Annotated in this window: 22 protein-coding genes; 15 read left to right on the top strand and 7 right to left on the bottom strand. The window is 40.0% G+C overall.

Annotated elements, in window-relative coordinates; all coding sequences use genetic code 11:
* Window position 1: 1 nt before the first annotated feature.
* Both QOL76_RS02750 and QOL76_RS02745 read left to right on the top strand, forming a co-directional pair.
* Complete coding sequence (locus QOL76_RS02750) at window positions 2–376, top strand: GntR family transcriptional regulator (protein ID WP_283411494.1); 375 nt, start codon at window positions 2–4, stop codon at window positions 374–376.
* Window positions 366–1,061: a hypothetical protein gene (locus tag QOL76_RS02745; protein WP_283411493.1), complete on the top strand. Its 696-nt coding sequence runs from the start codon at window positions 366–368 to the stop codon at window positions 1,059–1,061. The genes QOL76_RS02750 and QOL76_RS02745 overlap by 11 nt, the downstream gene beginning before the upstream one ends.
* A 10-nt stretch (window positions 1,062–1,071) precedes the next feature.
* Here the strand turns inward: QOL76_RS02745 and QOL76_RS02740 are convergent, their stop codons facing one another.
* Window positions 1,072–1,578 (bottom strand): RidA family protein, encoded by a 507-nt coding sequence (locus QOL76_RS02740; protein WP_283411492.1) that lies wholly within the window; start codon window positions 1,576–1,578, stop codon window positions 1,072–1,074.
* A gap of 81 nt (window positions 1,579–1,659) precedes the next feature.
* Here QOL76_RS02740 and QOL76_RS02735 point away from each other — a divergent pair, with 81 nt between their 5' ends.
* Both QOL76_RS02735 and QOL76_RS02730 read left to right on the top strand, forming a co-directional pair.
* Window positions 1,660–2,121 carry a GNAT family N-acetyltransferase gene (locus tag QOL76_RS02735; RefSeq protein ID WP_283411491.1) on the top strand — a complete coding sequence of 154 codons (462 nt, stop codon included), beginning with the start codon at window positions 1,660–1,662 and terminating at the stop codon, window positions 2,119–2,121.
* Window positions 2,122–2,222: 101 nt separating this feature from the next.
* Window positions 2,223–3,047, top strand: a complete 825-nt coding sequence (locus QOL76_RS02730; RefSeq protein ID WP_283411490.1) for a universal stress protein — start codon at window positions 2,223–2,225, stop codon at window positions 3,045–3,047.
* Window position 3,048: 1 nt separating this feature from the next.
* Here QOL76_RS02730 and QOL76_RS02725 read toward each other — a convergent pair whose 3' ends face one another.
* Complete coding sequence (locus QOL76_RS02725; protein ID WP_283411489.1) at window positions 3,049–3,972, bottom strand: DUF6089 family protein; 924 nt, start codon at window positions 3,970–3,972, stop codon at window positions 3,049–3,051.
* A gap of 51 nt (window positions 3,973–4,023) precedes the next feature.
* Window positions 4,024–4,926: a mechanosensitive ion channel family protein gene (locus QOL76_RS02720; RefSeq protein WP_283411488.1), complete on the bottom strand. Its 903-nt coding sequence runs from the start codon at window positions 4,924–4,926 to the stop codon at window positions 4,024–4,026.
* A 164-nt stretch (window positions 4,927–5,090) separates the two neighbouring features.
* Between QOL76_RS02720 and QOL76_RS02715 the strand changes: the two genes are divergently transcribed.
* The 5 genes from QOL76_RS02715 to QOL76_RS02695 all read left to right on the top strand — a co-directional run bounded on the left by QOL76_RS02715 (window position 5,091) and on the right by QOL76_RS02695 (window position 11,533).
* A complete protein-coding gene (locus tag QOL76_RS02715; protein WP_283411487.1) occupies window positions 5,091–6,632 on the top strand; it encodes a carbon-nitrogen hydrolase family protein in 1,542 nt (513 codons plus the stop codon).
* Window positions 6,614–7,198 (top strand): KdsC family phosphatase, encoded by a 585-nt coding sequence (locus QOL76_RS02710; protein ID WP_283411486.1) that lies wholly within the window; start codon window positions 6,614–6,616, stop codon window positions 7,196–7,198. Before QOL76_RS02715 ends, QOL76_RS02710 begins: the two co-directional genes overlap by 19 nt.
* Window positions 7,185–8,033, top strand: coding sequence for a 3-deoxy-8-phosphooctulonate synthase (kdsA, locus tag QOL76_RS02705; protein WP_283411485.1), 849 nt, complete (start codon window positions 7,185–7,187; stop codon window positions 8,031–8,033). The genes QOL76_RS02710 and kdsA overlap by 14 nt, the downstream gene beginning before the upstream one ends.
* 13 nt (window positions 8,034–8,046) lie before the next feature.
* Window positions 8,047–9,687, top strand: a complete 1,641-nt coding sequence (locus tag QOL76_RS02700) for a L,D-transpeptidase family protein (RefSeq protein WP_283411484.1) — start codon at window positions 8,047–8,049, stop codon at window positions 9,685–9,687.
* 190 nt (window positions 9,688–9,877) lie between these two features.
* The gene (locus tag QOL76_RS02695) at window positions 9,878–11,533 is read left to right on the top strand and encodes a L,D-transpeptidase family protein (protein WP_283411483.1); all 1,656 of its coding nucleotides are present in this window, start codon (window positions 9,878–9,880) and stop codon (window positions 11,531–11,533) included.
* Here QOL76_RS02695 and QOL76_RS02690 read toward each other — a convergent pair.
* On the bottom strand, window positions 11,513–12,202 hold the full coding sequence (locus QOL76_RS02690) for a murein L,D-transpeptidase catalytic domain family protein (protein ID WP_283411482.1): 690 nt from the start codon (window positions 12,200–12,202) through the stop codon (window positions 11,513–11,515). The genes QOL76_RS02695 and QOL76_RS02690 overlap by 21 nt on opposite strands.
* A gap of 297 nt (window positions 12,203–12,499) precedes the next feature.
* On the opposite strand from QOL76_RS02690, the gene QOL76_RS02685 reads away from it, so the two are divergent.
* Together QOL76_RS02685 and folE are read left to right on the top strand one after the other, a co-directional pair.
* Window positions 12,500–12,910, top strand: coding sequence for a 6-pyruvoyl trahydropterin synthase family protein (locus QOL76_RS02685; protein WP_283411481.1), 411 nt, complete (start codon window positions 12,500–12,502; stop codon window positions 12,908–12,910).
* Window positions 12,870–13,574, top strand: a complete 705-nt coding sequence (gene folE, locus QOL76_RS02680) for a GTP cyclohydrolase I FolE (RefSeq protein WP_283411480.1) — start codon at window positions 12,870–12,872, stop codon at window positions 13,572–13,574. The genes QOL76_RS02685 and folE overlap by 41 nt, the downstream gene beginning before the upstream one ends.
* A gap of 251 nt (window positions 13,575–13,825) precedes the next feature.
* Here folE and QOL76_RS02675 read toward each other — a convergent pair whose 3' ends face one another.
* A complete protein-coding gene (locus QOL76_RS02675; protein ID WP_283411479.1) occupies window positions 13,826–16,285 on the bottom strand; it encodes a glycosyl hydrolase 115 family protein in 2,460 nt (819 codons plus the stop codon).
* Window positions 16,286–16,654: 369 nt separating this feature from the next.
* On the opposite strand from QOL76_RS02675, the gene QOL76_RS02670 reads away from it, so the two are divergent.
* The 3 genes from QOL76_RS02670 to QOL76_RS02660 all read left to right on the top strand — a co-directional run bounded on the left by QOL76_RS02670 (window position 16,655) and on the right by QOL76_RS02660 (window position 19,748).
* On the top strand, window positions 16,655–17,788 hold the full coding sequence (locus tag QOL76_RS02670) for a hypothetical protein (RefSeq protein WP_283411478.1): 1,134 nt from the start codon (window positions 16,655–16,657) through the stop codon (window positions 17,786–17,788).
* Window positions 17,789–17,844: 56 nt separating this feature from the next.
* Window positions 17,845–18,525 carry an SDR family NAD(P)-dependent oxidoreductase gene (locus QOL76_RS02665; protein WP_283411477.1) on the top strand — a complete coding sequence of 227 codons (681 nt, stop codon included), beginning with the start codon at window positions 17,845–17,847 and terminating at the stop codon, window positions 18,523–18,525.
* Window positions 18,526–18,746: 221 nt separating this feature from the next.
* Window positions 18,747–19,748: a phosphotriesterase family protein gene (locus tag QOL76_RS02660; protein WP_283411476.1), complete on the top strand. Its 1,002-nt coding sequence runs from the start codon at window positions 18,747–18,749 to the stop codon at window positions 19,746–19,748.
* A gap of 158 nt (window positions 19,749–19,906) precedes the next feature.
* Here QOL76_RS02660 and QOL76_RS02655 read toward each other — a convergent pair whose 3' ends face one another.
* Both QOL76_RS02655 and QOL76_RS02650 read right to left on the bottom strand, forming a co-directional pair.
* Window positions 19,907–21,616 (bottom strand): M28 family peptidase, encoded by a 1,710-nt coding sequence (locus QOL76_RS02655; RefSeq protein WP_283411475.1) that lies wholly within the window; start codon window positions 21,614–21,616, stop codon window positions 19,907–19,909.
* A gap of 51 nt (window positions 21,617–21,667) precedes the next feature.
* Window positions 21,668–22,276, bottom strand: coding sequence for a hypothetical protein (locus QOL76_RS02650; protein ID WP_283411474.1), 609 nt, complete (start codon window positions 22,274–22,276; stop codon window positions 21,668–21,670).
* 293 nt (window positions 22,277–22,569) lie between these two features.
* Here QOL76_RS02650 and guaA point away from each other — a divergent pair, with 293 nt between their 5' ends.
* A complete protein-coding gene (gene guaA / locus QOL76_RS02645) occupies window positions 22,570–24,099 on the top strand; it encodes a glutamine-hydrolyzing GMP synthase (protein ID WP_283411473.1) in 1,530 nt (509 codons plus the stop codon).
* Window positions 24,100–24,173: the final 74 nt, after the last annotated feature.

Below are 24,173 nucleotides of genomic sequence, written 5' to 3'. Positions count from 1 at the left end.
GATGGAGTTTAACGAAACAAAAAACATCTTCCTCCAGATTAGGGACTGGGTAGCCGACCAGATTCTACAAGGGGAAATTGTAGCTGGCGAGAAGATTCCTTCGGTTCGGGAACTCGCCGTGGATATGGAAGTAAACCGCAATACGGTGATGAGAAGTTACAGCCTGATGGAGGAGGAGGGAATCATTGAAAACAAGCGGGGTATTGGCTTTTTCGTAGTGGCTGACGCAAAGAGAAACTTACTCAAGATGCAAAAACAGATATTTTTGCAAGATGAACTTCCTTCTATTCTACACCAAATAGAAGTGCTCAAACTTAACTCAGAGGATCTGCAAATCCTGATTCAAACCATTCAATCCAACGACCATGCAAACTAGTAATAAAATCATCTTTTCCTTTTTGACCATTGCTTGGGTAAGCATTATGGCTACTTTATTAATTTCCCATCAATTCGCAGATTATAATAATATTCCGGGAATGCGTAAAGTAGTGAAATCAGAGACTGATTTAGCAGATTTTTCAGTGATTACAATCGATGAAGCTTCACGCCTTCAGATCGTTCCTAGCGATAGCAATCGGCTAGATTATGAAGAGTTAATTGGAGAAGGTCTTAAGCCGCCCAAGACCGAACCAATTCAAGATTTTATAGTGGAAAATGATACACTTTTTATTAAAAATCTACGAAATGCAAGTAATGGTGGATACACGTTGAGAGTTAAGAACCTGAATTATCTGATAGTTAGGAATACTTATAGTGTTGATTTGATAGGCTTTTCTCAGGATTCTCTTTTGATCAATTCCTTGAATAGTAATGTGACTATCTCAAAGAACTCTGAATTTTCATTTCTATATCTCAAATCAGAACCAAAATTCGATTTAACCATCAAATCTGCTAAAGAATTTAGCCTTTCCCTTACAGAGGATAATTGTAATGTTTTTGGTGAAATCGAGGAGATTTCAGGAATTATAGGAAATTATGCTGGGCTCGGAATTCCTAGAAAAACAGAGAAAGTAGATGTAGATACCTCGGTAAATGGAAAGATACATTATGTGTTTAAGTAGGTCTGGGATTTCAATCTTCCAACTCCACTATCACCTCAATCTCGACAGCCATATTATTTGGTAATGCAGCGACTCCTACGGCCGATCTGGCATGCTTTCCTTTTTCTCCAAAGACTTCTACCATAAGATCAGAAAAGCCATTGATTACAGCGGGCTGTTTATCGAATTTTGGATCGGAGTTAACCATTCCCAATACTTTCACAAACTGTTTCACTTTGCTTAGATCACCAGTTGCAGCTTTTAGCATAGCGATGACTTCCAGTCCTGTTTCGCGTGCTGCCTGATATCCTTCTTCGATTGTCAGCTCTGCGCCAACTTTCCCTATGACATCAGGTCCAGTACCTGACAGGTAGAGTAGATTGCCTACTTGTTTCCATTTCACATAGTTTGCTATTGGCGCACCAACTTCGGGTAGGGTGAGACCCAGTTTTTCCAGATTTTGCTCCGGTGTCTGAGCATTTGCAAGAAATGATAAAAAAAGTAAGGGTAGAAAGAAGAGATAGGTCTTGTTTAGCATAAGAAGGAAGTGTGGTTTTAGTATTTCTAAGCTAAGTGATTCTTTTTACTTTTGGCATTCATATTCTAAAAAGTTGTTGAGATGGATCAGATTGAGATAGTACCCTATTCACCTGAATTAAGCCCTTTTTTCAAATTAATAAACCAAGCTTGGGTGGAAGATTATTTTTCGATCGAGCCATTTGATCAGGCTCAGTTCGATCGTCCAGAGGAGACGATTATCCAGCCTGGTGGAACGATTATTTTTGCCAAGCAGGGAGAGCAAATCATTGGTACCGTAGGTCTGCATAAGGTTTCTGATGAGGTTTATGAACTTATCAAAATGGGGGTATCCTCGCAGGCGAAAGGAAAAGGAATAGGGATGATGCTGGCTCAGGCGATTTTAGAAAAAGCCAAGGAAATGGGAGGGAAGGAGGTGGTGCTCTACACCCATTCCAAGCTAATTCCAGCTCTGAGAATCTATGAGAAATTAGGGTTTAAAGATTCTGACCTTGAGCCTGGCAAATACTGTCGCTGCGATATCAAAATGGAAATGGATCTGTAGAATGACTTATACTAATTTTTATCATGAGTTTAACTGATTTTTGACAGTTAAAAATGAGTTGAATATGTAGAGATTTAGGATCAATCATTTCCCTTTCTATCATGAAAAAGATCCTCGTTCCCTTTGATTTTTCCTCGTACTCAGTGGTGGCACTCAAAACTGCTCAAAAAATCAGTGCTAAATCGGGTGCAGAGATACTCTGTGTTACAGTTATTCCATCCGAAGTGGATTGGGAATTACTCTCCGATGAGGCGAAAAAAAACTATCCGGATTTAATCGAAGAATTTGAAGAAGCTCAGGAAGTGCTGCCGGATTATATTCTTAAGATTGCGCCAGCCAAAGCCCCAATCCGACAAATTGTTAGAATAGGTGTTCCTAATGAATTAATCCTTCGGGTAGTTCAAGAGGAAAATCCTGATATGCTGGTGCTTGGTGCTTATGGTAAAGGGTATGAAGAAGGAAACTTCATTGGATCAACCTTACAGAGGGTACTTAGAAAATCTAATTGCCCTGTTTTGGCAGTGAAAGAACCTCTAGGTGGAAATGATTTCCGGAAAGTTGTTTTTGCATCCAATTTTGAACCAAAATCCAAAGTAGCTTTTGAAAAAATCAAGCCACTTATAAAGCTTTTCAAAAGCACCGTCCACTTACTTTTCGTCAATATTCCTGCTCATTTCACATCCACTCAAGAAATCACTTCAAGAATGGATTGGTTTAAGAAAGGACACGAGGAATTGACTTTTTATAAGCATATTTTCAATGACACAGAAGTAGAAAAGGGCATGATTGCATTCGCCGAAACCCAGAATATTAAATGGCTTATTTTGGTAACGGGTGATCATAGTCTTGCTCCTTCCTATCTAGTAGAAACTACCGAAACTTTGATTTTCAAAAGTGGTTTGGGTGTGCTAAGTGTTAAAAGCTAGCTTACCAGAATCTGAATGCTTTTTCGTACACTCTGTTTCTAAAGAAGAAGTTGTCCCAAATGTCAGGAGAGAGATAAATTTCCACTCCAAAATTTATAGTCATGTAGCCATCATACCGATGCGTCAGGCCAGAACCACGGCGTATTCTCCCGTTATTTCGTAGGATCTTATCCACATCTGGTAACCCATTATCATCAAGGAAATGCGGGTTTCTAACTGCTAATCGTAGTCTATCCGGATTGTTTCCGGTCACATAATCATCTACCAAGTCTAGATAAAATTCACTGATATTATAGGCTGAAATATCATCCATATAGTCAGTAAGAGTAAATCTGTAATTTCCTTCCAGGAAAAGATCCATATACACGTTCATCTTATACTTTAATCCTAACCCCATCGGAAATGTGATGATATATCGGTTGTAAGGATTGTTTTCCAGTTGCAGAGGTCGCAAATCTACCCACTCATCATCCAGCTCAGCGGTAGGGTTGTTAGTAGACATACCGAGTCCCGCAAAAATATATGGATTCAGTAGGGAGCGATGGATATTTGGGACTTTTACAGGATTTAAATAGTATTCCACCATAGCTGTAGCCTCCCAGTTTTGTGCTCTGAAATGTAGGTTTCTGGGGGTTCTGTATGCTCTCGGGTCTGAGGGGGGATCTTGACCTGACATTTTGATGTAGGAGAAATCCATTCTAGCTCTGAGATTAGTCCCAAAAGTATAATGTGCTGCTATATTCGCATTCCAGTCAGGTTGGATACCTTCATTATACTTCCAAAAGGAATACAATTCTCCATAATACTGTGTCATTCCAGCACTTGCAGAAAATGACCAAGGTTCTTCAAACCGAAAACGATAAAAACTTTGCGAGAAGGCTTCTGTCGTTGAAAGTAATAGAATTATGAATAGAATTTTTTTCATAGAAAGCCTCCACTTGATCTTCCGTAAAAGGGATCATGGGTGAAAATTAGGCTAATTTTCTAACTTATCAAACCCCGATTTAAGGTGAAGATCTCGTTGAGGGAATGGTATCTCAACTCCTTGCTCACCAAATTTTTTGAAGATGGCATAATATAATTGGCTTTTCAGCACTTTTGGTCTATTAATATACTCTGAAGACCAAACTCTAAGCGTAAAGTTGATGCTATTGTCTCCATAGCTGTCAAAAAGTACGTCAGGGGCAGGAGTATTTAGGACTCCAGCATTTTCTTTTGCTGCTTCGATTAAGATGCCTTTTATTTTTTCAGGGTCCTCTTTATAGGACACGCCTACCGGAAAATTGAAGCGAATATTTCGATCATTATGGGACCAGTTTATTACTGGACTGTCAATAAACTGGCTGTTCGGGACGATTATGGTAATGTTGTCATTTGTCACAATGGTGGTGGATCGAGCCGAAATTCTAATTACATCTCCCGTCACATCACCTACCTCGATGCGATCTCCCACTTTTATGGGTTGCTCAAAGAGTATAATTAACCCTGAAATAAAGTTATTTGTAATGTTTTGTAGACCAAAACCAATACCTACACCCAAGGCACCTGCAAGAATTCCGAAAGCACTTAAGTCAACGCCATTTGTCTGAAGAATTGAGAATACTCCTGCCAGAATGAGCACATACTTCACTATCATTCCTATCGAAGCTCTTGTGCCCGAATCAATCTGATAGCGATTTAAGATCTTGTGGACCAGAAATCTTCTGATCCATTCAGTAACTATAAAAAGTATTACAAATGAGATAATTAAGGTGAGAATCAGCCCCACGGTTAGCTTAGAATCTCCAAGGTTAACCAGGCTGTAGTTGAATACTTGCTCAATCCACTCAATAAAACCCTGCGCTTTTTCCTCTGCCACTTCTTTTATTTCTTGTTGCATTTAATTCTTACTTACTTTTATTTTTCTTCTAGCCCCAACTATCCAGAATTGCATTTAATGTACTATAATTCTGTTAAAACATGCAATCCTTTGCATTGTTCGCTTTCTTTTTGTTGGATAAGAGTGAATGGAGATATTTAATTGAATTTGGCTAATTTTGAAACATGAGCAAGCAAAAAGAAGAGCTGGAGCATAGGCTGAAGCTTAGAAATATTAAACTCTCGGATTACGATGATATCCGGGAAATCATGGTCTCTATTTATAAAAATCAAGGTGGGGCCTGGACCAAAGAAGAGCTTAAGAACCAGTTAAAAGCATTTCCTGAAGGCCAGATTGCGATAGAAGATAATGGTAAAGTAGTGGCCGCAGCGATGAGTCTGGTGGTCGACTACAATAAATTTGGCGACAACCACACCTACGATCAGATCACGGGTTTTGGGAAGTTCGACACCCACGATATGGATGGCGACACCCTATACGGAACAGATGTGTTTGTACATACCGATTATAGGGGAATGAGGCTTGGGCGTAGATTGTATGATGTGCGAAAAGAGCTTTGCGAGAATCTTAATCTTCGATCTATAATCGCAGGAGGTAGAATTCCTGGATACACGAATTACGCTGACGAGATGACTCCTCGGAAATATATAGATCTGGTAAAAAACAAGGAGATTTTTGACTCAGTCTTGTCTTTCCAGCTGGCTAATGAATTTCACGTAAGAAAAGTTATTACCAAATATTTACCATCAGACACTGATTCCAGAGCTTATGCCACGCTTCTCGAGTGGATCAATATTTATTACGAAAAGGACGAAAAGCTAATCGGTAACAAGAAGTCAATTGTCCGTCTTGGATTAGTTCAATGGAAGATGCGCCGCTTCTCCAATGTGGACGATCTGATGCAGCAGGTGGAATTTTTCGTGGATACGGTGTCTGGGTATAAGTCCGATTTCTGCCTACTCCCAGAATTCTTCAATGCACCACTTTTGGCAGAATTCAATGATATGGATGCTTCTGAAGCCATCCGTAATCTGGCAGATTATACAGATGAGATTGTCAGCAGGATGAGTGACTTGGCTGTTTCTTATAATGTGAATATCGTTGCGGGTTCTATGCCAGAGTACGATGGTAAAAAGCTAAGAAACGTAAGTTACCTCTGTCGTAGAGATGGTACGCAGGATAAGCAATACAAGCTGCACATTACGCCTGATGAGGCATCCTACTGGGGTCTTCAAGGTGGAAACGGGATCAATGTGTTCGATACCGATGCAGGTAGAATCGGGATTTTGATCTGCTATGATGTGGAATTCCCAGAATTGGGAAGAATCCTCGCTGAACAGGAAATGGACATTATGTTCGTTCCTTTTTGGACAGATACCAAGAATGCTTTCCTTCGGGTAAATACCTGCGCAAAATCCAGAGCAATAGAAAATGAATGTTATGTTGCTATCACAGGATCTGTGGGGAATCTACCAAAAGTAGAAAACATGGATATTCAATATTCCCAGGCTGCGATTTATTCTCCTTCAGACTTTTCCTTTCCGCATGATGCAGTAGTTGCTATGGCCTCCGAAAATGAGGAAACGATTATTGTGGCGGATGTGGATTTGGATTTATTGACAAAGCAGCGGAAAGCGGGAAGTGTACGAAACCTCGAGCAAAGAAGGCTCGATCTTTATTCAATTCAATGGAAACAGAAAAAATAGTAGCTGCATACTTCGCTCACATTTCTGATGAAGTGTGGGAGAGAGCAGCCAAAATAAAATTAATCATCACGGACATCGATGGAGTGATGACAGACGGCGGAATTATCTACGATGATAATAAGCTGGAGTTTAAAAAGTTCAATGTCAAAGACGGATTGATCGTCTATCACCTTCGCAAAAGTGGCTTAATGGTAGGTGCCATCACGGGGAGAGAATCTTACGTAGTGCAAAACCGCTGTGAAGAGCTAAAGTTTGACTTTCATTACCATGGGGTCAAGAACAAGGGTAAGAAGTTTAATGAGGTTTTGGAAACTCTTGAGTTGCAGGCTGAGGAAGTCGCTTTCATCGGTGACGACTTAATTGATTTGCCTATTTTATCTCGTGTAGGCTTGGCGGTAGTTTCTAGCGATGCAATGGAATACGTGAAGCCGATTGCGCACTATGTTTCTAGATTTAAAGGAGGAGAGGGCGTTTTTAGAGAAGTAGGAGATTTGCTTCTTCATTCAAACGAACAACTTGTACCCTTAATTGACACTTTATCCCAAACCGAAAATGATAAGAAATAATAAGCCCATGCGGATCACTGATTCGGTGATTTTGGGAGAAGAAAAACCTGTTTTATTTGCCGGTCCCTGTGCTGTAGAGAGCTTTGATATCTGCCTGGAGATTGGTACCAAAGTAAAAGATTGGGCCGAACAGCACGGATTTTCTTATGTGTTCAAAGCTTCTTTTGATAAGGCAAATAGAACTTCATCTGGTTCGTTCAGAAGTATTGGTATGGATAAATCGCTGGAAGTTTTACAGCGTGTCGGGAATTCTTTGAACGTTCCTTTGGTGACAGATATCCATGAAAGCTATCAGGTGAAAGATGTGGCTGAAGTCGTGGATGTGCTTCAGATTCCAGCTTTCCTATGTCGGCAGACGGATTTGCTTTTAGCCGCAGGCGAAAGTGGAAAAGCTGTCAAAATCAAGAGAGGTCAGTTCATGGCACCTGAGGATATGCAGTATGCGGTGACCAAAGTGCGGTCAACTGGAAATGAGAATGTATGCCTCACTGAGAGAGGTTTTTCCCTAGGTTACCACAATCTAGTTGTTGACATGCGCGGACTTCCTATCATGCGTCAGTTTGCTCCAGTGGTTTTTGACATCACGCATTCCGTACAGCAACCAGGAGGACAAGGCGGAAGTAGCGGAGGACAGCGGGAATTTGCGCCGATTTTGGCGCGGGCTGCAGCGGCGACGGGTATAGATGGGTTTTTTATAGAAACACATCCAGATCCTTCCAAAGCACTCAGCGATGGTCCAAATTTGATTCCCCTTCACAAAATGGAAGGCTTTCTGGAAATGCTAAAAGAAGCATGGACACTTGGTAGAAAGTATCAGGACTTCGAAGTTGAATAATCTTTCAAGCTATATGATCAAGAGATTTATACTCCTTTTGCTCCTGAGTACTACTCAGGGGCTTTTTTGTTTTGGTCAAAACACCGACCTCCAGGATAATATTCGTATCAGACTGGAGCTGGATCAGCCAGATGTTCCACTTAATGTGCTACAGCAGGAGCTTTATGCCAAAGGCGAAATTTATCATTTCTATTCCAATAGGTTATTTAATCCTGTTTGGACAGAAAAGGGAGTGCTTACAGAATTGGCTTATGAGCTACGGTTTGAAATTAATCAAAGTAAGTTTGACGGGCTGAATCCACAGGATTATCACCTAGACTTAATCAATCAATTCTTTTTTCAATTTGAATCCAATAAAAAACAAGCCACCCCTAATGCCTTGGATGACTTAGCTGATGTTGATTTATTGCTTTCTGACGCTTTTTTCCATTTGGCAGCACATCTGGAAGTAGGGAAAGTAGATCCAAAGAAGTTAGCTGGGGATTGGGAAATTACCACAAAGATTTCTAAAGTTTCCTACCCCGATTTACTCAAAGCAGCTGTAGAAAAGAAGCAAATTCGTCAAACCCTAGAGACTCTTTATCCTACGATCACGGTTTACAAAAAAGGTCGCGAGGTCATCCGGGGTTTAGATGAAATCCGCAAGCAGGATACTCTCAATTGGAAAGCTGTCAAAGTTTCGAAAACTATCAAAGTTGGGGAAACTCACGGGGGAATTCCAAACTTAAGGGAGCGGCTAGCTTTTTGGAAATTTTTGGAACCTTACGTTTTTGAAGATGAAAAGCAGTATGATTCCACAATGTTTTTGGCTGTTCAGAAATTCCAACAAAGAAATGGCTTAGAACCTGACGGAGCATTGGGTAAAAATACGATTAATGCTCTCAATCAATCTCCGACAGATTTGATTGACAAGGCTTCTGTGAATATGGAGCGACTGCGCTGGTTGCCTGATACGTTACGTGGTGCCGAAATGATCTTGGTTAATATTGCCAATTATCAATTGGATTACCTAAGCAATCGGGATACACTTTTTTCGACGCGTGTGATCGTGGGAAAGAAATATCATGAATCACCGATTTTCTCTTCAGCCATGAGTTACATAGTTTTTAGCCCGTATTGGAATCTTCCAACTTCTATTGTGCGAAATGAAGTGATGCCTGCTGTGCGAAAAAACCCGAATTACCTGTCACAGAAAAATATGGAAGTGGTCACTTTTTCAGGCAAAGCAGTAGATCCTGCATCTGTGAATTGGAGTGGTAAATCTATTCCTTACATGGTAAGGCAGAAGCCAGGTGCTACTAATTCCTTGGGATTGGTGAAGTTTATGTTTCCAAATGAGCACAGTGTTTACATTCACGATACGCCAGCAAGAAGTCTTTTTACAAGAGAAGATCGCGCCTTAAGTCACGGCTGTATTCGTATTCAAGATCCTGCAACTTTTGCTGAACTTTTGCTGCGTAATAACAAAGCGTGGACTTCGGATAAGATTAATTCGGCGATGCACCAGAACAGAGAGGAGATTGTCAATCTTGATCGTAAAATTCCTGTAGTATTATTGTACTTAACATTCTGGGCAGATTCCAAAGGACAAGGACATTTTCGTCAGGATATCTACGATCGCGATGCTGAGGTTTTGGAAGCTCTTCGAGATTAAATCAGGTGTTTTGCCCCAACTTGGGTAATAACAGTCTCAGTGATCAGTCTCCTTAGATTTGACTTCATAGTTTGAATTTTTCTTAAGGGTTTGAAAATGAATTAGAAAGGTTTAAATCTGGGGCTATTATCGGTTGTGCTATTTAAGCGTACGAACTTTGACTAATATAAGGCTGTACAATACACCTTTTATGAATAAGAAAATATTTATCCCCATCGCTGCAGTTGTTTTACTTGCTGTAGGTCTCCTCTGGTTTTTTAACCAAAGAAGATCTGATATCACTGACGAACTTGAGCAGTATTTTATATCCGGAGAAGCTGGAGTTTTAGCTGAATCAGATTATGCGGTTTCCATTGAAGAGTTTTATACTGATCGAGAATATATGGAAGTATGGCTCTTCAACGGGTCCCTTTCAAAAAATGGAGAAGAGTTATTAGAGCAAATAGAGGATTCGAAATACGATGGCTTGCAACCTGAAGATTACCATCTAGAGCGGATCTATGCACTATCATCCACTCCTGAAAAGGAAAACAAGAAATTCAGAAATTTATCTTCAGATGAGAAAGTTAGCCTTGAGTTATTGCTTACCGATGCCTTTTTCCGTCTAGCTCATGATTTGGAAAATGGGAAAGTAAATCCGTCCTCTCTTGATCCAAATTGGAAGTTTGAGGAGAAGGAGACAGAAAATAACTATTCGGAAATGCTGAAGGAAGTAGCTGGAGGAAGTTCAGTAGAGAAGACTTTTGAAAAACTTTACCCAAATTCAGATCTGTATGCGCAAGGAAGGAAGGCTATACAGGAATTGTATACAATCCAAAAAAATGATACGCTTACCTGGGAATTTGAACCTGTGGAAGGTGCGATTGAAGTAGGAGATCAGCACGCTGCTATTCCTGCTTTACGTAAGCGTCTCATGTTTTGGGACTTTTTGAAACCTTATGAAATGGCGGATCCTACGCTTTTTGATTCCACCATGTTTGCTGGACTTCAGAAATATCAGGAGTCAAATGGTATGAATCCTGACGGAATAATTGGAGCATTAGTAGCCGAATCACTTAATAAATCCCCTCAAAACCTGATCGATATAGCTTCCATAAATATGGAAAGACTACGATGGATGCCCAAGATGGATTGGGATCAGGAGATGGTCCTGGTAAATATTGCCAATTATCAGTTAGACTATATGAAAAATCAGGATACGGCTTTTACAGCAAAAGTGATTGTTGGTAAAGAATATAATGAGTCACCGACTTTCACAGCACCGATGAGTTACATTGTATTTAGCCCGTATTGGAATATCCCGGAATCTATTACCAATGATGAGATTATACCTTCTGTAAAAAAGAATCCGAATTACCTCTCTCAGAAAAACATGGAAGTAGTAGACGGAAATGGAGCGGTAGTAAAAGCTTCCCAAGTCAATTTGGCTAAAGAAACAGGCTACCGTGTTCGTCAAAAGCCTGGAGGAGATAATTCCTTAGGGTTGGTAAAGTTCATGTTTCCAAACGATTACAATATTTACATTCACGATACACCGGCGAGAAGCCTTTTTGAAAGAGAAACAAGAGCGCTTAGTCACGGATGCATCCGAATTCAGAATCCAGATCAATTCGCTAAGATATTGATCAATGACAAGTCTTGGGATGATGAAAAAATCCAGGAAGCCATGCATCAGGAAACTGAGGAAGTGGTGAAATTGGAAAGAGAAATCCCAGTCGTGCTAGTCTATATGACTTTCTGGGCGGATAAAGATGGAAAAGCTAATTTCCGATCTGATGTATATGAAAGAGATGCGGCCCTACTGAAAGCGCTTAGAAGTTCTAAATCAAGCCTTGATCAGGCTTGATTTAGTTAAGTAATTTTGATCCTTTCCAAAGATAAAAAGTAGTGAACCGTCTTTTATCAGATCAATTGCTTGGGCAGAAAGTTCACTTGGAAGCGCTGGGCAACCTAAACTTCTACCTAATCTACCGACAGATTTAGCAAATTCTTCTTTGGCATAGTCAGCTCCGTGAATTACAATTGCTCTATTTCTAGCTTGATCATTGAAGCCTTTTTCCAAACCATCTAGTCTTAAAGAATAGCCATGTTTGCCAGAATAGGTTTCTGCAGTTTTATAAAAACCCAAACTGCTTTTGAATGATTCAGGCACATTTGAGAAGGTTTTTGCCATCAGGTCTCCAGAATTTCTTCCGTGAGAAACTACAGAGTTCAGTAGAATTTCTCCTTTTTCAGGATCAATAATCCACATGCGCTTTTCGGTGGATGGAAGGCTAAAATCAATAACTGTAAGGACTTTTGACTTTAAATTGTCCTTCATTTTATTCCAGCCTTGGATAGCTAAATTGAAAACTTCTTTGGAAGGTAAAACTCCATTTTTTGCCTGTAATGCATCGTAAGTCACAGAGACTGGATCGATGGGAGTTAGGATGTTTGTTGAGTTTTCTTTGAATTCTGGGTTTGGGAAAATCCCTATGAACAATAGGAGGGTAATCGCAATGGTTTGATTAAGCATAAGCATTTGGGTGATTTTGCAAATTTAATAGGATATACCATGAGATCAAACGAGCTTGAAGTCAGTATCTTATGATTTTGGTCATTAAATATGTGAAATTTCTCAGGGAACCTTCTAAGTGACTTTCTCAGTTCTTCGGGTGGTGAAGGATAGCCTTAGATTTTGGTACAAATTATTATTCTGTAATTTTGCCTTCCCAAAATTATTTCACTGTCATTCAGGACGCTCCAAGTATCCTAACAGATAAATAGGAAAATAATTCAAACAAAAACAGAAAAGCGGCTGTTTCAGCATTCAATGAAAGTATCAGTTTATAGAAAAGAACATTTCAACGCAGCGCATCGTCTTCATAACCCTGAGTGGTCGGACGAGCAAAATCAAGCCGTTTTTGGAAAGTGTAATAATCCTCATTTTCATGGCCACAACTATGAATTGATAGTGAAATTGAGAGGAGAAGTGGATCCGCGAACTGGGTATGTTTACGATATGAAAGTGCTCAGTGATTTGATCAAAGAGCATGTATTAAGAAAATTAGATCATAAAAATTTAAACCTGGATACCGATGAATTCAAAGAACTTAACCCAACCGCTGAGAATATTGCAGTGGTTATTTGGAATATTTTAAGGGAAAAAATTGATCGAAAATTCGAGTTAACAATTCGACTTTATGAAACAGAAAGAAACTTTGTTGAATACGATGGGAATTAATATCGCAAGAGCATCTGCTGAGGATATTGGAGATGAGCATGTGGGAACTTCCCTAGAAACGCCACTTCGGGAGGACGCTTTCGAAATGGATGATGAACTGAAAGTCGAGTTAATTGAAAAGCATTTCAGAGAAATCATGCATATCATGGGATTGGATCTCACGGATGATAGCTTAAAAGGAACTCCACATCGCGTTGCAAAAATGTACGTGAAGGAAGTGTTTTCAGGTTTGAATCCGAAGAACAAGCCTGTGGCTAAGCTTTTTGAAAATAAATACAAATACAATGAGATGCTGGTGGAGAAAGATATCACTGTGCATTCTCACTGCGAGCATCATTTTGTGCCGATTTACGGTAAAGCCCATGTGGCTTACATTTCCAATGGAAACGTAATTGGACTTTCTAAAATCAATAGAATCGTTCAGTATTTCGCTCAAAGGCCTCAGGTTCAGGAGCGATTGACCATGCAGATCGGTAATGAACTGAAAGAAGCGCTCGGAACAGATGACGTGGCTGTCATTATCGATGCCTATCATATGTGTGTGAGCTCTAGAGGAGTGAAAGACACGCAAAGTTCTACAGTTACCTCTTTCTATTCTGGAAAGTTTGAAAAAGACGAGCAATCGCGTACCGAGTTCATGCAATACATAAGTCTTGAGAAGTAATTAAGAAAACAAGAACCAACATCTAAACCGGGCAGAGAAGCTCGGTTTTTTTGTTTAAGTTTTTAGCCACAAAGGGCTCGAAGAAAGCGTGAAGGAGCACTGGGTTTATTTTCTTGCCTAGCAAGGGGTGAACTAGTTTTGTCTCTAGATAGTAGTACCATACTTTCCCTTTCTAGTCAATAAGGTAGCGATTCACTTGGGGGAAGTTGAAATTTTAAGGTAGGCGCTCTATGCAGCTGTTGGTCATTCGGTCATTTCACTATTTCATAGAATTTCTCCTGCCCCTCTTGACTAATAGCGAGTTGATCTAGTACTATTCCAACCTGATTGACTGATATTTTCAGGCTGTGTTTCCCTGATTTATCAATGAGAATCGGGTAAGTCACTTTTACAAAATTCCTCAATACATTTTCCTTCCACTCTTCAGTTCTTCCACGAGTATTTAAAGAGAATTCTTTGGGCTCCTGATCATCGATTGATACCCATATCTTCTGATCAAAATTGTTTGAATGAGTAGGTAAGAATCGTAGTTCCACTACATGCTTTCCTGGATTTTGCAGGTCAAATTGATATTCCAAGTATGGTTTTTCTGATTCAAATAGCAGGTTTGCAAAAGGGAATAGCGTCATAGCGGCATTGCTGTAACCTAATCCTTCCACTGCTTTCCATTGGTAATTTGCTGCACCTTGGGCGTTAGAATATTCATTTCCCTGCATAAAAATAGGCGGAGAAAGAGTGGGGCCTCCTGCTGTATTTTTGCTCTCAGGCAACTGGTCTGTCTGATGATAGTTTGGCATGGAGAAAACAGGTAGGTCTCGAGGATGCATAGACATCATTTTATTCCACTTACCATTGCTGATTTTGAGGTTATATTCTTCGGTAAGCACCACAATATTATCATATGCTTGTTGCGATTGCTTCGCGAGTTTATCCTTTAGATCACTAGTTGGATTGAGGTATGATTCCTGAGCAAGGATAAATTTCTCATTCATTAGCGCAGCACCTTTTATTGGATATTCCACTAATTGGAAATAGGAGTCAAGACGCTCTTTGGATAGGGAAGACTTTATCGCATTTACTTTTTCTACCAGCTTAGCATAAGCTTCCAATCTGCGGTTTGCTTCCTCGGAGTTAAACTCCGTGATCCTTGTTGTTGTGGTCGGCTCAGTTTGGCTCCATCCCATATATTCGGGTTTGCGTAGAAATGCCAAACGATAATATTCCGCAAAGATCTTGGCGATCTCTTCCCCATGGACTTCCCCAAACTCTCGAGAACTCCAAGCCTCCAAATGGGAATTTATGGTAGTTTCAGAGATGCTATTGATGTCCCAAGCTAGGTCTAGGAAAAACTCTATATCGTATTCAGCAGGCTTAATATCTCCTACATTGGCAATCCACAGTTTTTTGGCTCCGTTTTGATAGGCTCTGGTCATTTCATACCATATCAACCCAGGCTGTGTGGTAGAGAGCCAGAGGTGATCATGAGGTCTACCCCAATAGCTCAAATGATAATATACTCCGCTGCCACCTTTTCTGGCCTGTTCCTGCTCATCGCTTAACCTGCGGATGTAGCCATAATTGTCATCGGTCCATACCAGCGTGATGTCCTCTGGAACTTGTAAGCCATCATTGTACAGATCCAATACTTCCTTGTAGATTGTAAATGCCTGAGGAATTTCTTCGATAGGTTTGTCGATTGTTTTTGACAAAATACTCCGCTGATCCTGAAAAATTTGTTCTAATAGTTCAACTCGTTCTTTTTGAGTAGCATTTCCTTGCATTCCCGAATCATGGATTCCCCGCATGCCCATGCTAATAATGTTGTTTCCATTTTTGGCTTCTGTGATTCGCTCCTGCCAATACTGCTTGACGTTTTCACTGTTGGTGAAATAATTGAAATCACCATAGGCTTCCTCATCCCACTCATCCACATTGTTTCGGAGCATGGGTTCAGCATGTGAGGTTCCTATGGAAATGTGATACTTCTCCGCCATTTCCCGATTTCCTGGAATGCTAAAAAAAGCCTTAGTGGAAGGATGCATCGCTGGCCAAATGGTGTTAGCCTTCAGGCGAAGCAGCAATTGAAAGATCTTCTCGTATGTTTTGGGGCCTATATCTCCAGTTTCTGGTTCGAAGGTATTAGCTGCCCAAGGTTGTAATCCCCAATCTTCATCATTCAAAAATATCCCTCTGTATTGTACGGAAGGACTAGCTTCAATTCCATCAACAGGCAATTTTACTCCGATCTCTTCACTTTTCTCAGGATGAACATCTGCCCACCATTTCCACGGTGATATACCGATTCGCTCTGTAAGTTCAAAAATCCCATACACAGTGCCTCTAATGTCGCTGCCCACAATGAAGAGATTTTCCTCATGCTTATTGATAAGGAATTTTTCCCATTCACCGTTTAAATTTCTATTGAGCTTTTCGGGTAAGGATTCAATTAATGGATCATCAAATTTCCCTATATAAATTCCTTTGTCATCAGGATTGAATTTATCAGTATAACTAATTGTAACTTCTGTTCCGAGTATGAATTCTAAGTCTTCTGCAAGGTCATTAGCTGCCCATTTCACCAAATCATCGGAATCTTCGCCGATGAAAATGGACCTGTTGGATGAATTTTTATCAATGACAAAATACTCGCTAGTATCTGAATTACATGAAAATGAAAATATTACTAACAGGTGAAAAATATACTTTTTCATAGCTATAAGCTTAATTGTATTAGGTAGTTATTTAACGCAGAGATTTATCATGAGACACAAGTAGCCCTCATATTGAAGTTTAAATCTAGTGAATCAATTATCGGACACAAAGATTTAGTCTAAATCAGCAAATTTGTGAACATTCTAATTTCGTCAAAATGGCCTAAGGAATAGGGTGCATTTATTTGATGATTATTAGGGAATCTTGACTGAGCTTTTTTCAACTTTGGGGGAATCTCAGTGTGCTTTGGACTCGGTGATAACTCATTGAATTGCTATGAAAGAGGTAATAAACTAGTTTTTCAAAAATTTGACTACTTTACCTACTGCGAATTATCAAAAAATTTATATTGTTAGTAAATCACACCTATGAAGAAATTTTTACTGCTCCTACTTTTTACGGCTACCCTCGCTTGCAGCGAAAAGACCGATGAAAAACAATCTGATGCCTATATTCCCGAGCTGGTGATTACCGATAGTTTGGTGATAGATCGATTGACCGAATTGGGAATGATAGATGTTAAAGAAGATCATTCTGAATATTTGTTTTTTGATTGGAAGAAAGATGAACTTTTAAGAATTAGTGAACATGGAGAAGTCCTCGCAAGCGCGAATCGGAGTGAAGATGGAAGGGATAGTTTTAAAGCAAGGTATTTTACCACTGCTGATTATTATGGGGAAGATGAGATTTTAATTACAACGCATGCTGGCATATTCATTTATGATCTTGATTTCATTTTGAAAGAAGAAAAGCCTCTTGATTTTTCCCTTGTGACTCATAGGATTGGAGGAAGTAATGCTGCTGAGGTTTATAAAAATTACCTCTATACTTTTTCTGTTGATAATGATTCAGGAGAAAAAGTCTATAATTCAGAAGAGTTTAGTACATCTTATCCCTTTATGACGCTTAGAGATATTAATTCCTTGGATATTATAAAATCACAATATATTCCTGAGCAGTCACTTATGGCTATAACCCCTGGGCAATACAATAGTTTAGATCCAATTGTGCGTTTTATAGGTGATGAGATTTTTGCTTTATTTCCCAACTCCCCAGAGCTATATGTTTATGACCTTCCATCTTTTGAGTTTAAATCATTTCAAGCTTTAAATCCTGGAGATCAATTCAAAAAGATACAACCAGTAAATAGGGATATCAATTTTGATGGTTTTTTTAAGTCATTAGCCAGTTCACAATATACTAATTATGCATTTTCAAATGGTTACTTGTTGACCCAGTATGAAGGGGCGGCTCCTCAGGATGAAGTGGATGCTTTGCCAAAAAATGTAGTTGGAGGTTCTGATTTTGAGGCTTTAGTAAAAAAATATAAAGAGAAACAGTTTTACCAAATTTTCAAGGGAGAAGAAAAACTCTGGGAAGGAACATGGGATGTTAATTTATGGTCAGTTCGTGATGTGCTTTTTTCCAATGCCAAACCTGGCGAAGATCCAGAGGCCATCGAGAAAGATGTACAGACCATTTATTTTTATGAGTTGAAATAGGACCAAATTCAAACAATCTCCTTCTCATACTGCTTTACTAGAAAAGTATTTATTGTATGAAAGGAAAGAATATTGTTATCATAGGAGGGAATTCAGGAATAGGAAAAGCCGTCGCGGCATTAGCCAAGGAAGGCGGAGCCAATTTATTACTCTATTCCCGAACGGGTGAAGGAAATTATCAAATCGATATTACAGAAGACTCTTCAGAATTGCAGGATTTACCAGAAGTAATTGATGGTCTGGTTTATTGTCCCGGTTCCATCAATCTCAAACCATTCCATAGAATTTCAATGGAGGATTTTAAGATTGAGATGGATGTTAATTTTTTCGGTGCTGTCAAGACGCTTCAGGCATGTATGAAAGGTCTTAAAAAATCGGAAGCAGCTTCGGTTGTACTTTACAGTACTGTGGCTGTGCAAACGGGAATGGGATTTCATGCTGGAATAGCTTCTGCAAAAGGTGCTGTGGAAGGATTAGTAAGATCCTTGGCAGCAGAATGGGCACCTAATCAGATAAGAGTTAATGCCATTGCCCCATCTTTGACGGACACACCGCTGGCGAAGCAATTGGTAAGCACAGATGAGAAGCGCGCAGCCTCAGATAAGAGACATCCCTTGGGTCGAATAGGCACGCCGGAGGATATCGCTGAAGCAACCTTATTTCTCTTAGATGATAAATCTTCTTGGGTCACAGGTCAAATATTACACATAGACGGAGGAATGTCATCTTTGAAATAGTAAGATATGATTATCCTCAATGTTACCAGCACCCATAATTTCTTTGCTCACCCTGACCGAAGACCGAAGACAGGTGACCGAAGCAGCCTAAGTGTTAGTGTTTACCAAAGCCTATAATATCATTGTCTTATTACTGTTTGAAAAGCGGATATATATTTGATAAGAAGTAAATCAATTAAAATTCAGTTGACTTAATCTGGAGCAGTTGCTTAGCTTTATATATGAAGCATTCTCTAGTAGTTGGACTAAGTCTATTGATCCTTTCTTTTTCCTGCTCCATGCCTGAGGCTGAAAACAGTTACATTAATACTGTATCTGGTTCGATTTCTACAGATTCCATGGGGCTAACATTGGTTCATGAGCACATGCTGGTGGATTTTATAGGTGCGGATTCTGTCTCTCCAGCACGTTATGATCAAGAAGAGGTAATCGCTAAGGTTATGCCTTATTTACTTGAAGTAAAAAAGTATGGAGTAAAAACCATTTTTGAGTGCACGCCTTCTTTTTTGGCGAAAGACCCTGTTTTACTTAAGAAACTGAGTGAGCAATCTGGAATTCAACTCATCACAAATACTGGACTTTATGGAACTCAAAAGGGAAAGTTTTTGCCTGATTATGCTTTCTCAGAAACAGCTGAGGAGTTGTCAGAGAGATGGATTGCTGAATACGAGGATGGGATAGAAGGAACTGGCATCAAACCAGGCTTTATCAAAATCTCGGTCAACGAAGATAATCCTTTGTGGGAAATGGACTCGAAACTGGTCAGAGCAGCTGGCCTGACTTATGAGAAAACCGGTTTGAAAATCTACTCCCACACTGGAACATGGAATACAGCCAAACAAGAAGTTGAGATTCTTCAGCAAATGGGAGTGGATCCTTCAGCTTTTGTTTGGGTACATGCGCAGGCAGAGCAGGATTTTCAGAATTACCTAGAGGCAGCTCAAATTGGAGTTTGGATCAGTTTGGATGGAATAGGCTGGGGATTGGATGAATATATGAAACGCTTACTTTTCGCGAAGGAAAATGGTTTTTTGGGAAATGTCCTGATTTCCCATGATGCAGGATGGTACGATCCCGCCAAGCCAAATGGAGGAGAATTTGTTCCTTTCACCAATATTTTTGAAAAGCTTATGCCAGCATTAAATGCCAAAGGATTTGAAGAAGCTGATTGGAAATTGCTTTTGGAAGAGAATCCTAAAAGAGCTTTTGGAAATGGGCAATGAACAATAAGCAATGGACAATGATCAATGGTCAATTATCAAATTCAATTTTTGCTGAAGATAACTTTTCGTTCTATCTAAAATAAAAGAGGTGATGAGGGTGGAAGTTTAGAAAATGAAGTACTTGCGCAGCGCCTTTGCTGGGCGTATTTCCATTGATTCTAAAGTTTAGGTACATGCGCCTTGATCGCCTCTTTCGCTAGTACTATTCTCCTCAATGTTTTTTCATCGTCAGCAGGAACTAAGTCCTTGATAGAATCCATAGCTTTTGCATAATAGTCCGCCCAAGTGTCTAGGATTTTTTGCTCATCTTCTTTGGATCCACCGTCTGCAATAGCTTTTTTGCTAAGCTGAACTTCTGTAAGCAATCGTATTTGGGCTTTTGCTGCGATCATTAGCATCAGTTGATCTACCGTCGTCTCATCCGCATTCAAAAGCGTATAAGCCGATACTAAAGCTCCTGTACCGACATTGACCATCGTTTTCTGAGAGACTTTATCTAGACGATCATTGTCCGTATGGTAAAACTGATCTGTAAAATGCCAAAGTAACAATCCTGGAATATCTGCCTGTAGAAATGGGGTATGATCCGATCCACCTTCGAAAGGATTGGTTTTCACTACCCAATCAGCATATTCTCCCTGAGCTTCGAAGTTGGTCAGGATAAAGTCATTCAAATAGTGAGGTTTCATGTCTTCGATTTTCAAAGGTCTGCCACCCCATTCGCTGTGTTTATCCTCTCCACGAGTCCAAATGGCACTTGGATCTGGCATTTTTTCGATTAGGAAAGTTCCGCCAGTGACGTCTGTATTTTCTCCCACCATATCCAAGGAAATTCCCCAGTTGATATCGGCTTCACGCTTATCTTTTTCTTCTATATATCTTCTCGTTGAAATGATCTCATCTCCCCATAGGAAAGTCAAAGTACGCTTCAGATCAAGTTTGCCTTGCTTCATCAACTCAGCAGTGATTTTCGCCATTTCCAATTGAGTACCCACTCCAGTAGCATTATCATTTGCGCCAGGCTCTTGGATGTGAGCGGAGAAAACCAAACTTTCCAAAGGCAATTCTGATCCTTTGACATTAGCAACAATAGTAAGTTCAGCTGAATCATAAATCTTCGTTTCTGCTTTCACAGTCACTTCGACTTTGCCGTTTGCCAACTCAGCTTTCAGTTTTTCTTTTGCTTCAAAAGAAAGTGCAATAGCCCAAGCAGGGTTTTTCTCATCATATCTTAATCCTCGAAATTGGATGGAAGTAGTGTTTTTCTCAGGTTGCAAATAGCTAGGCATATCATAAGTCAAGACACCCACAGCGCCTTTATCTTTTAAGGCTGACTGCAAAGTTCTGTAGCCAACCTGATCCGAAAAGAGAATTTTTCCCTTTAAATCAACAGAGGAAAGAGCTTCCTTGCTCTCTACATAAATTACTTCCCCGGTAATTCCTTCAGCAGGAGTGGAGGAGGAGTACATATAAATCATGTTTCGGTTGGCCTCCGAGGAAAGTAAGGTTTCGTTGGAACCAACTATTTTCAAGGAAGCAGAAACAGGCTCCCAAGTTGGCTGACGCATCTCCCTGGTTTCTATTCTGTAGGTGAACCGATCTGAGTCCTTCGCTTTTTCCTCCAAAACATATCCAGACGCTTCGAGCTTCTCAGCAATTCGATAAACCGTATTATTAAAGCCGGTATTCCCGGCAAGTCTCCAGTATTGCTCCACAAAAGCCACTGTTTCATAGGCCAAATCACCCTTGAATTCCGGTCTTACCAACTTAAAATAAGGATCAGTAACTTTCTGAAGTGGAGCGTTTTGAGCAAAAGAACTTATGCTTAGAACTAAGAGAAGAAGGGAAAAGGAAGTTTTAAAATACATATTGGAAAGTTGAATTCGGTCGCTTGAAGGCCGCAAGTTAGCCGTTTATGATTATTTCTTGCCGACTTTAAATCTCATTTTATAAGTAGCATTGAGGTACCACGGCATGGCATTGTTTGCTCCGAAAGCAGAGAGGCTGACTACATTTTTTCGATTAGGATTCTTGGAGTTCCACTCAGCTTCTAATTCCATGAACAAGCCCACACGCTGATATTTGTTCGTAATGTAGGCGGTGGATGTTGTCTCCGAAGAAAAAGGATCGGAGCGAATAAATGTCTCTCCACCTAGCTGTAGTGATGGTCCAGCTGAAAATGCCAAATTGAATCCGGAAGGCCGCTGAATAATGTCGTACTTAAAAGATGGAGTGATAAAAATTCCTGAGGATTGTTCCTCATTTTTTCCGCTAGAATACGTAGGCAAGGTTTTTTCATTGTAGCTGCCTAGTGATTGATAGAATGAGAGGCTTGTATTGAATGAGGTTCTTTTGCCAAGCCTTACATTGAGTTCATTGGAGAAATTGAGACCATAAAGATCATTCATGCCATCGATGGAAGAGCCTAAGCCTACTGTGTATTGTAGTTTAGGTTTTTCCTGCGCATTTGTAAAGATCGGTGTGAATGCAAAAAAGAAAAGGATCAGAAGTAGTCGATGTGATTTCATATACAGAAAGTTTAGAAGTTGATTTATCGAATTACTACTAATCTTCTTTAATACTAAACTTTCTTTAGGTTGTTTAACTAAAAGATTGTTAATTAAATAGTTGTCAGTGATTTTTGGGTGTTTTAACGAAGAGTAATCACTTTCCAACCTTACCACTTTCCAACTTCTTACCCAAATCTTCCAATCTTCCAATTTTCCAATCCGACAATCCGACAATCCGTTAAGACCAAACATTATTCTGTAAATTTTCCAAGATCACTTCCTCAATTTAATTGACCTGCTTACCTTTGCGCATGGCAGAACAAATCTTGATCCTCGATTTCGGTTCTCAGTACACACAACTCATCGCCCGAAGAGTTAGAGAGCTGAATGTTTATTGCGAAATCCACCCCTATAACAAAGTTCCAGAAATCACCTCCGACATTAAAGGAGTGATACTTTCAGGTTCTCCTTGCTCGGTAAGAGATGAGGGATCTCCTGATTTGGACTTGGATATTTTGAGAGGCAAACTTCCTCTTTTGGGCGTATGTTACGGTTCTCAACTTTTAGCACAGAAATATGGCGGAGAAGTGCTTCCATCTGAGATTAGAGAATACGGACGCGCAAATCTTAGTCACCTTGACAATCATTACGATTTGCTAAAGGAAATGAGCCATGGTTCGCAAGTTTGGATGTCACATGGGGATACGATCAAGAATTTGCCTGAGAATTTTGAAGTAATTGCGAGCACAGACTCTGTTCGTGTGGCTGCATTCAAAATTCAAAATGAAGAAACTTACGGCATTCAATTCCACCCAGAGGTAACACACTCTTCGGAGGGGAAAAACCTACTTAGAAATTTCGTGGTAGGAATTTGCGGCTGTTCCCAAGACTGGACTTCAGATGTGTTTATCGATGCGAGTATTGCAGATTTAAAAGCTAAGATCGGTTCAGACAAGGTAGTAATGGGGCTTTCTGGAGGAGTTGATTCTTCTGTGGCTGCTACACTTATTCACCGTGCGATTGGCGATCAGCTGATCTGCGTTTTTGTGGATAATGGTTTGCTTCGCAAAAATGAATTCGAAGAAGTATTGGATTCTTATAAGCACATGGGACTAAATGTGATTGGCGTAGATGCCAAGCAAAAGTTCTATGATGCACTTGCTGGTGTTACTGATCCAGAAGCAAAGAGAAAAGCTATTGGAAATGCTTTTATCGAGGTTTTCGACGAAGAATCAAATAAGCTTGAAGGTGTGAAATGGCTTGGACAAGGCACGATCTACCCAGATGTTATTGAGTCTATTTCTGTGAAAGGACCTTCTGCTACGATCAAATCTCACCACAATGTGGGTGGTTTACCTGATTTCATGAAGCTTTCTGTAGTGGAGCCTTTGAATACCCTATTCAAAGATGAGGTTCGTGAAGTGGGGAGAGCGTTGGACATTGTGGAAACTATCATCGGGCGTCATCCATTCCCGGGACCGGGGCTTGGAATCCGTATTTTGGGAGATGTGACTGCTGAGAAAGTAAAAACACTTCAGGAAGTTGATCATATTTTCATCAAAGGCTTAAAAGATTCAGGTCTTTATGATCAGGTATGGCAAGCAGGAGCGATGCTGCTTCCAATTCAGTCTGTTGGCGTGATGGGAGATGAGCGTACCTATGAGAAAGTTGTTGCCCTACGAGCCGTTGGTTCTGTGGATGGCATGACCGCAGATTGGATTCACTTGCCTTACGAGTTTTTAGGCAAGATTTCTAATGACATCATCAATAAGGTTAAAGGTGTAAACAGAGTTGTTTATGATATTTCTTCTAAGCCACCTGCAACCATTGAGTGGGAATAGGAAATTTGAGATTTGAAATTTCAAATTTGAAATAATAAAAACCCGAAGTTATTTCTTCGGGTTTTTACTTTTCA

The organism is Algoriphagus winogradskyi, assembly GCF_900182815.1.
Taxonomy (GTDB): Bacteria; Bacteroidota; Bacteroidia; order Cytophagales; family Cyclobacteriaceae; genus Algoriphagus; species Algoriphagus winogradskyi.
Note: the sequence above shows the minus strand (reverse complement) of the source record. Positions and strands in the feature narration are given on the sequence as shown.

Bases quoted from the DNA above. Each gene is read 5' to 3' on its own strand.
- QOL76_RS02750 (WP_283411494.1), top strand. From the start codon at position 2: ATGGAGTTTAACGAAACAAAAAACATCTTCCTCCAGATTAGGGACTGG.
- QOL76_RS02745 (WP_283411493.1), top strand. From the start codon at position 366: ATGCAAACTAGTAATAAAATCATCTTTTCCTTTTTGACCATTGCTTGG.
- QOL76_RS02740 (WP_283411492.1), bottom strand. From the start codon at position 1,578: ATGCTAAACAAGACCTATCTCTTCTTTCTACCCTTACTTTTTTTATCA.
- QOL76_RS02735 (WP_283411491.1), top strand. From the start codon at position 1,660: ATGGATCAGATTGAGATAGTACCCTATTCACCTGAATTAAGCCCTTTT.
- QOL76_RS02730 (WP_283411490.1), top strand. From the start codon at position 2,223: ATGAAAAAGATCCTCGTTCCCTTTGATTTTTCCTCGTACTCAGTGGTG.
- QOL76_RS02725 (WP_283411489.1), bottom strand. From the start codon at position 3,972: ATGAAAAAAATTCTATTCATAATTCTATTACTTTCAACGACAGAAGCC.
- QOL76_RS02720 (WP_283411488.1), bottom strand. From the start codon at position 4,926: ATGCAACAAGAAATAAAAGAAGTGGCAGAGGAAAAAGCGCAGGGTTTT.
- QOL76_RS02715 (WP_283411487.1), top strand. From the start codon at position 5,091: ATGAGCAAGCAAAAAGAAGAGCTGGAGCATAGGCTGAAGCTTAGAAAT.
- QOL76_RS02710 (WP_283411486.1), top strand. From the start codon at position 6,614: ATGGAAACAGAAAAAATAGTAGCTGCATACTTCGCTCACATTTCTGAT.
- kdsA (WP_283411485.1), top strand. From the start codon at position 7,185: ATGATAAGAAATAATAAGCCCATGCGGATCACTGATTCGGTGATTTTG.
- QOL76_RS02700 (WP_283411484.1), top strand. From the start codon at position 8,047: ATGATCAAGAGATTTATACTCCTTTTGCTCCTGAGTACTACTCAGGGG.
- QOL76_RS02695 (WP_283411483.1), top strand. From the start codon at position 9,878: ATGAATAAGAAAATATTTATCCCCATCGCTGCAGTTGTTTTACTTGCT.
- QOL76_RS02690 (WP_283411482.1), bottom strand. From the start codon at position 12,202: ATGCTTAATCAAACCATTGCGATTACCCTCCTATTGTTCATAGGGATT.
- QOL76_RS02685 (WP_283411481.1), top strand. From the start codon at position 12,500: ATGAAAGTATCAGTTTATAGAAAAGAACATTTCAACGCAGCGCATCGT.
- folE (WP_283411480.1), top strand. From the start codon at position 12,870: ATGAAACAGAAAGAAACTTTGTTGAATACGATGGGAATTAATATCGCA.
- QOL76_RS02675 (WP_283411479.1), bottom strand. From the start codon at position 16,285: ATGAAAAAGTATATTTTTCACCTGTTAGTAATATTTTCATTTTCATGT.
- QOL76_RS02670 (WP_283411478.1), top strand. From the start codon at position 16,655: ATGAAGAAATTTTTACTGCTCCTACTTTTTACGGCTACCCTCGCTTGC.
- QOL76_RS02665 (WP_283411477.1), top strand. From the start codon at position 17,845: ATGAAAGGAAAGAATATTGTTATCATAGGAGGGAATTCAGGAATAGGA.
- QOL76_RS02660 (WP_283411476.1), top strand. From the start codon at position 18,747: ATGAAGCATTCTCTAGTAGTTGGACTAAGTCTATTGATCCTTTCTTTT.
- QOL76_RS02655 (WP_283411475.1), bottom strand. From the start codon at position 21,616: ATGTATTTTAAAACTTCCTTTTCCCTTCTTCTCTTAGTTCTAAGCATA.
- QOL76_RS02650 (WP_283411474.1), bottom strand. From the start codon at position 22,276: ATGAAATCACATCGACTACTTCTGATCCTTTTCTTTTTTGCATTCACA.
- guaA (WP_283411473.1), top strand. From the start codon at position 22,570: ATGGCAGAACAAATCTTGATCCTCGATTTCGGTTCTCAGTACACACAA.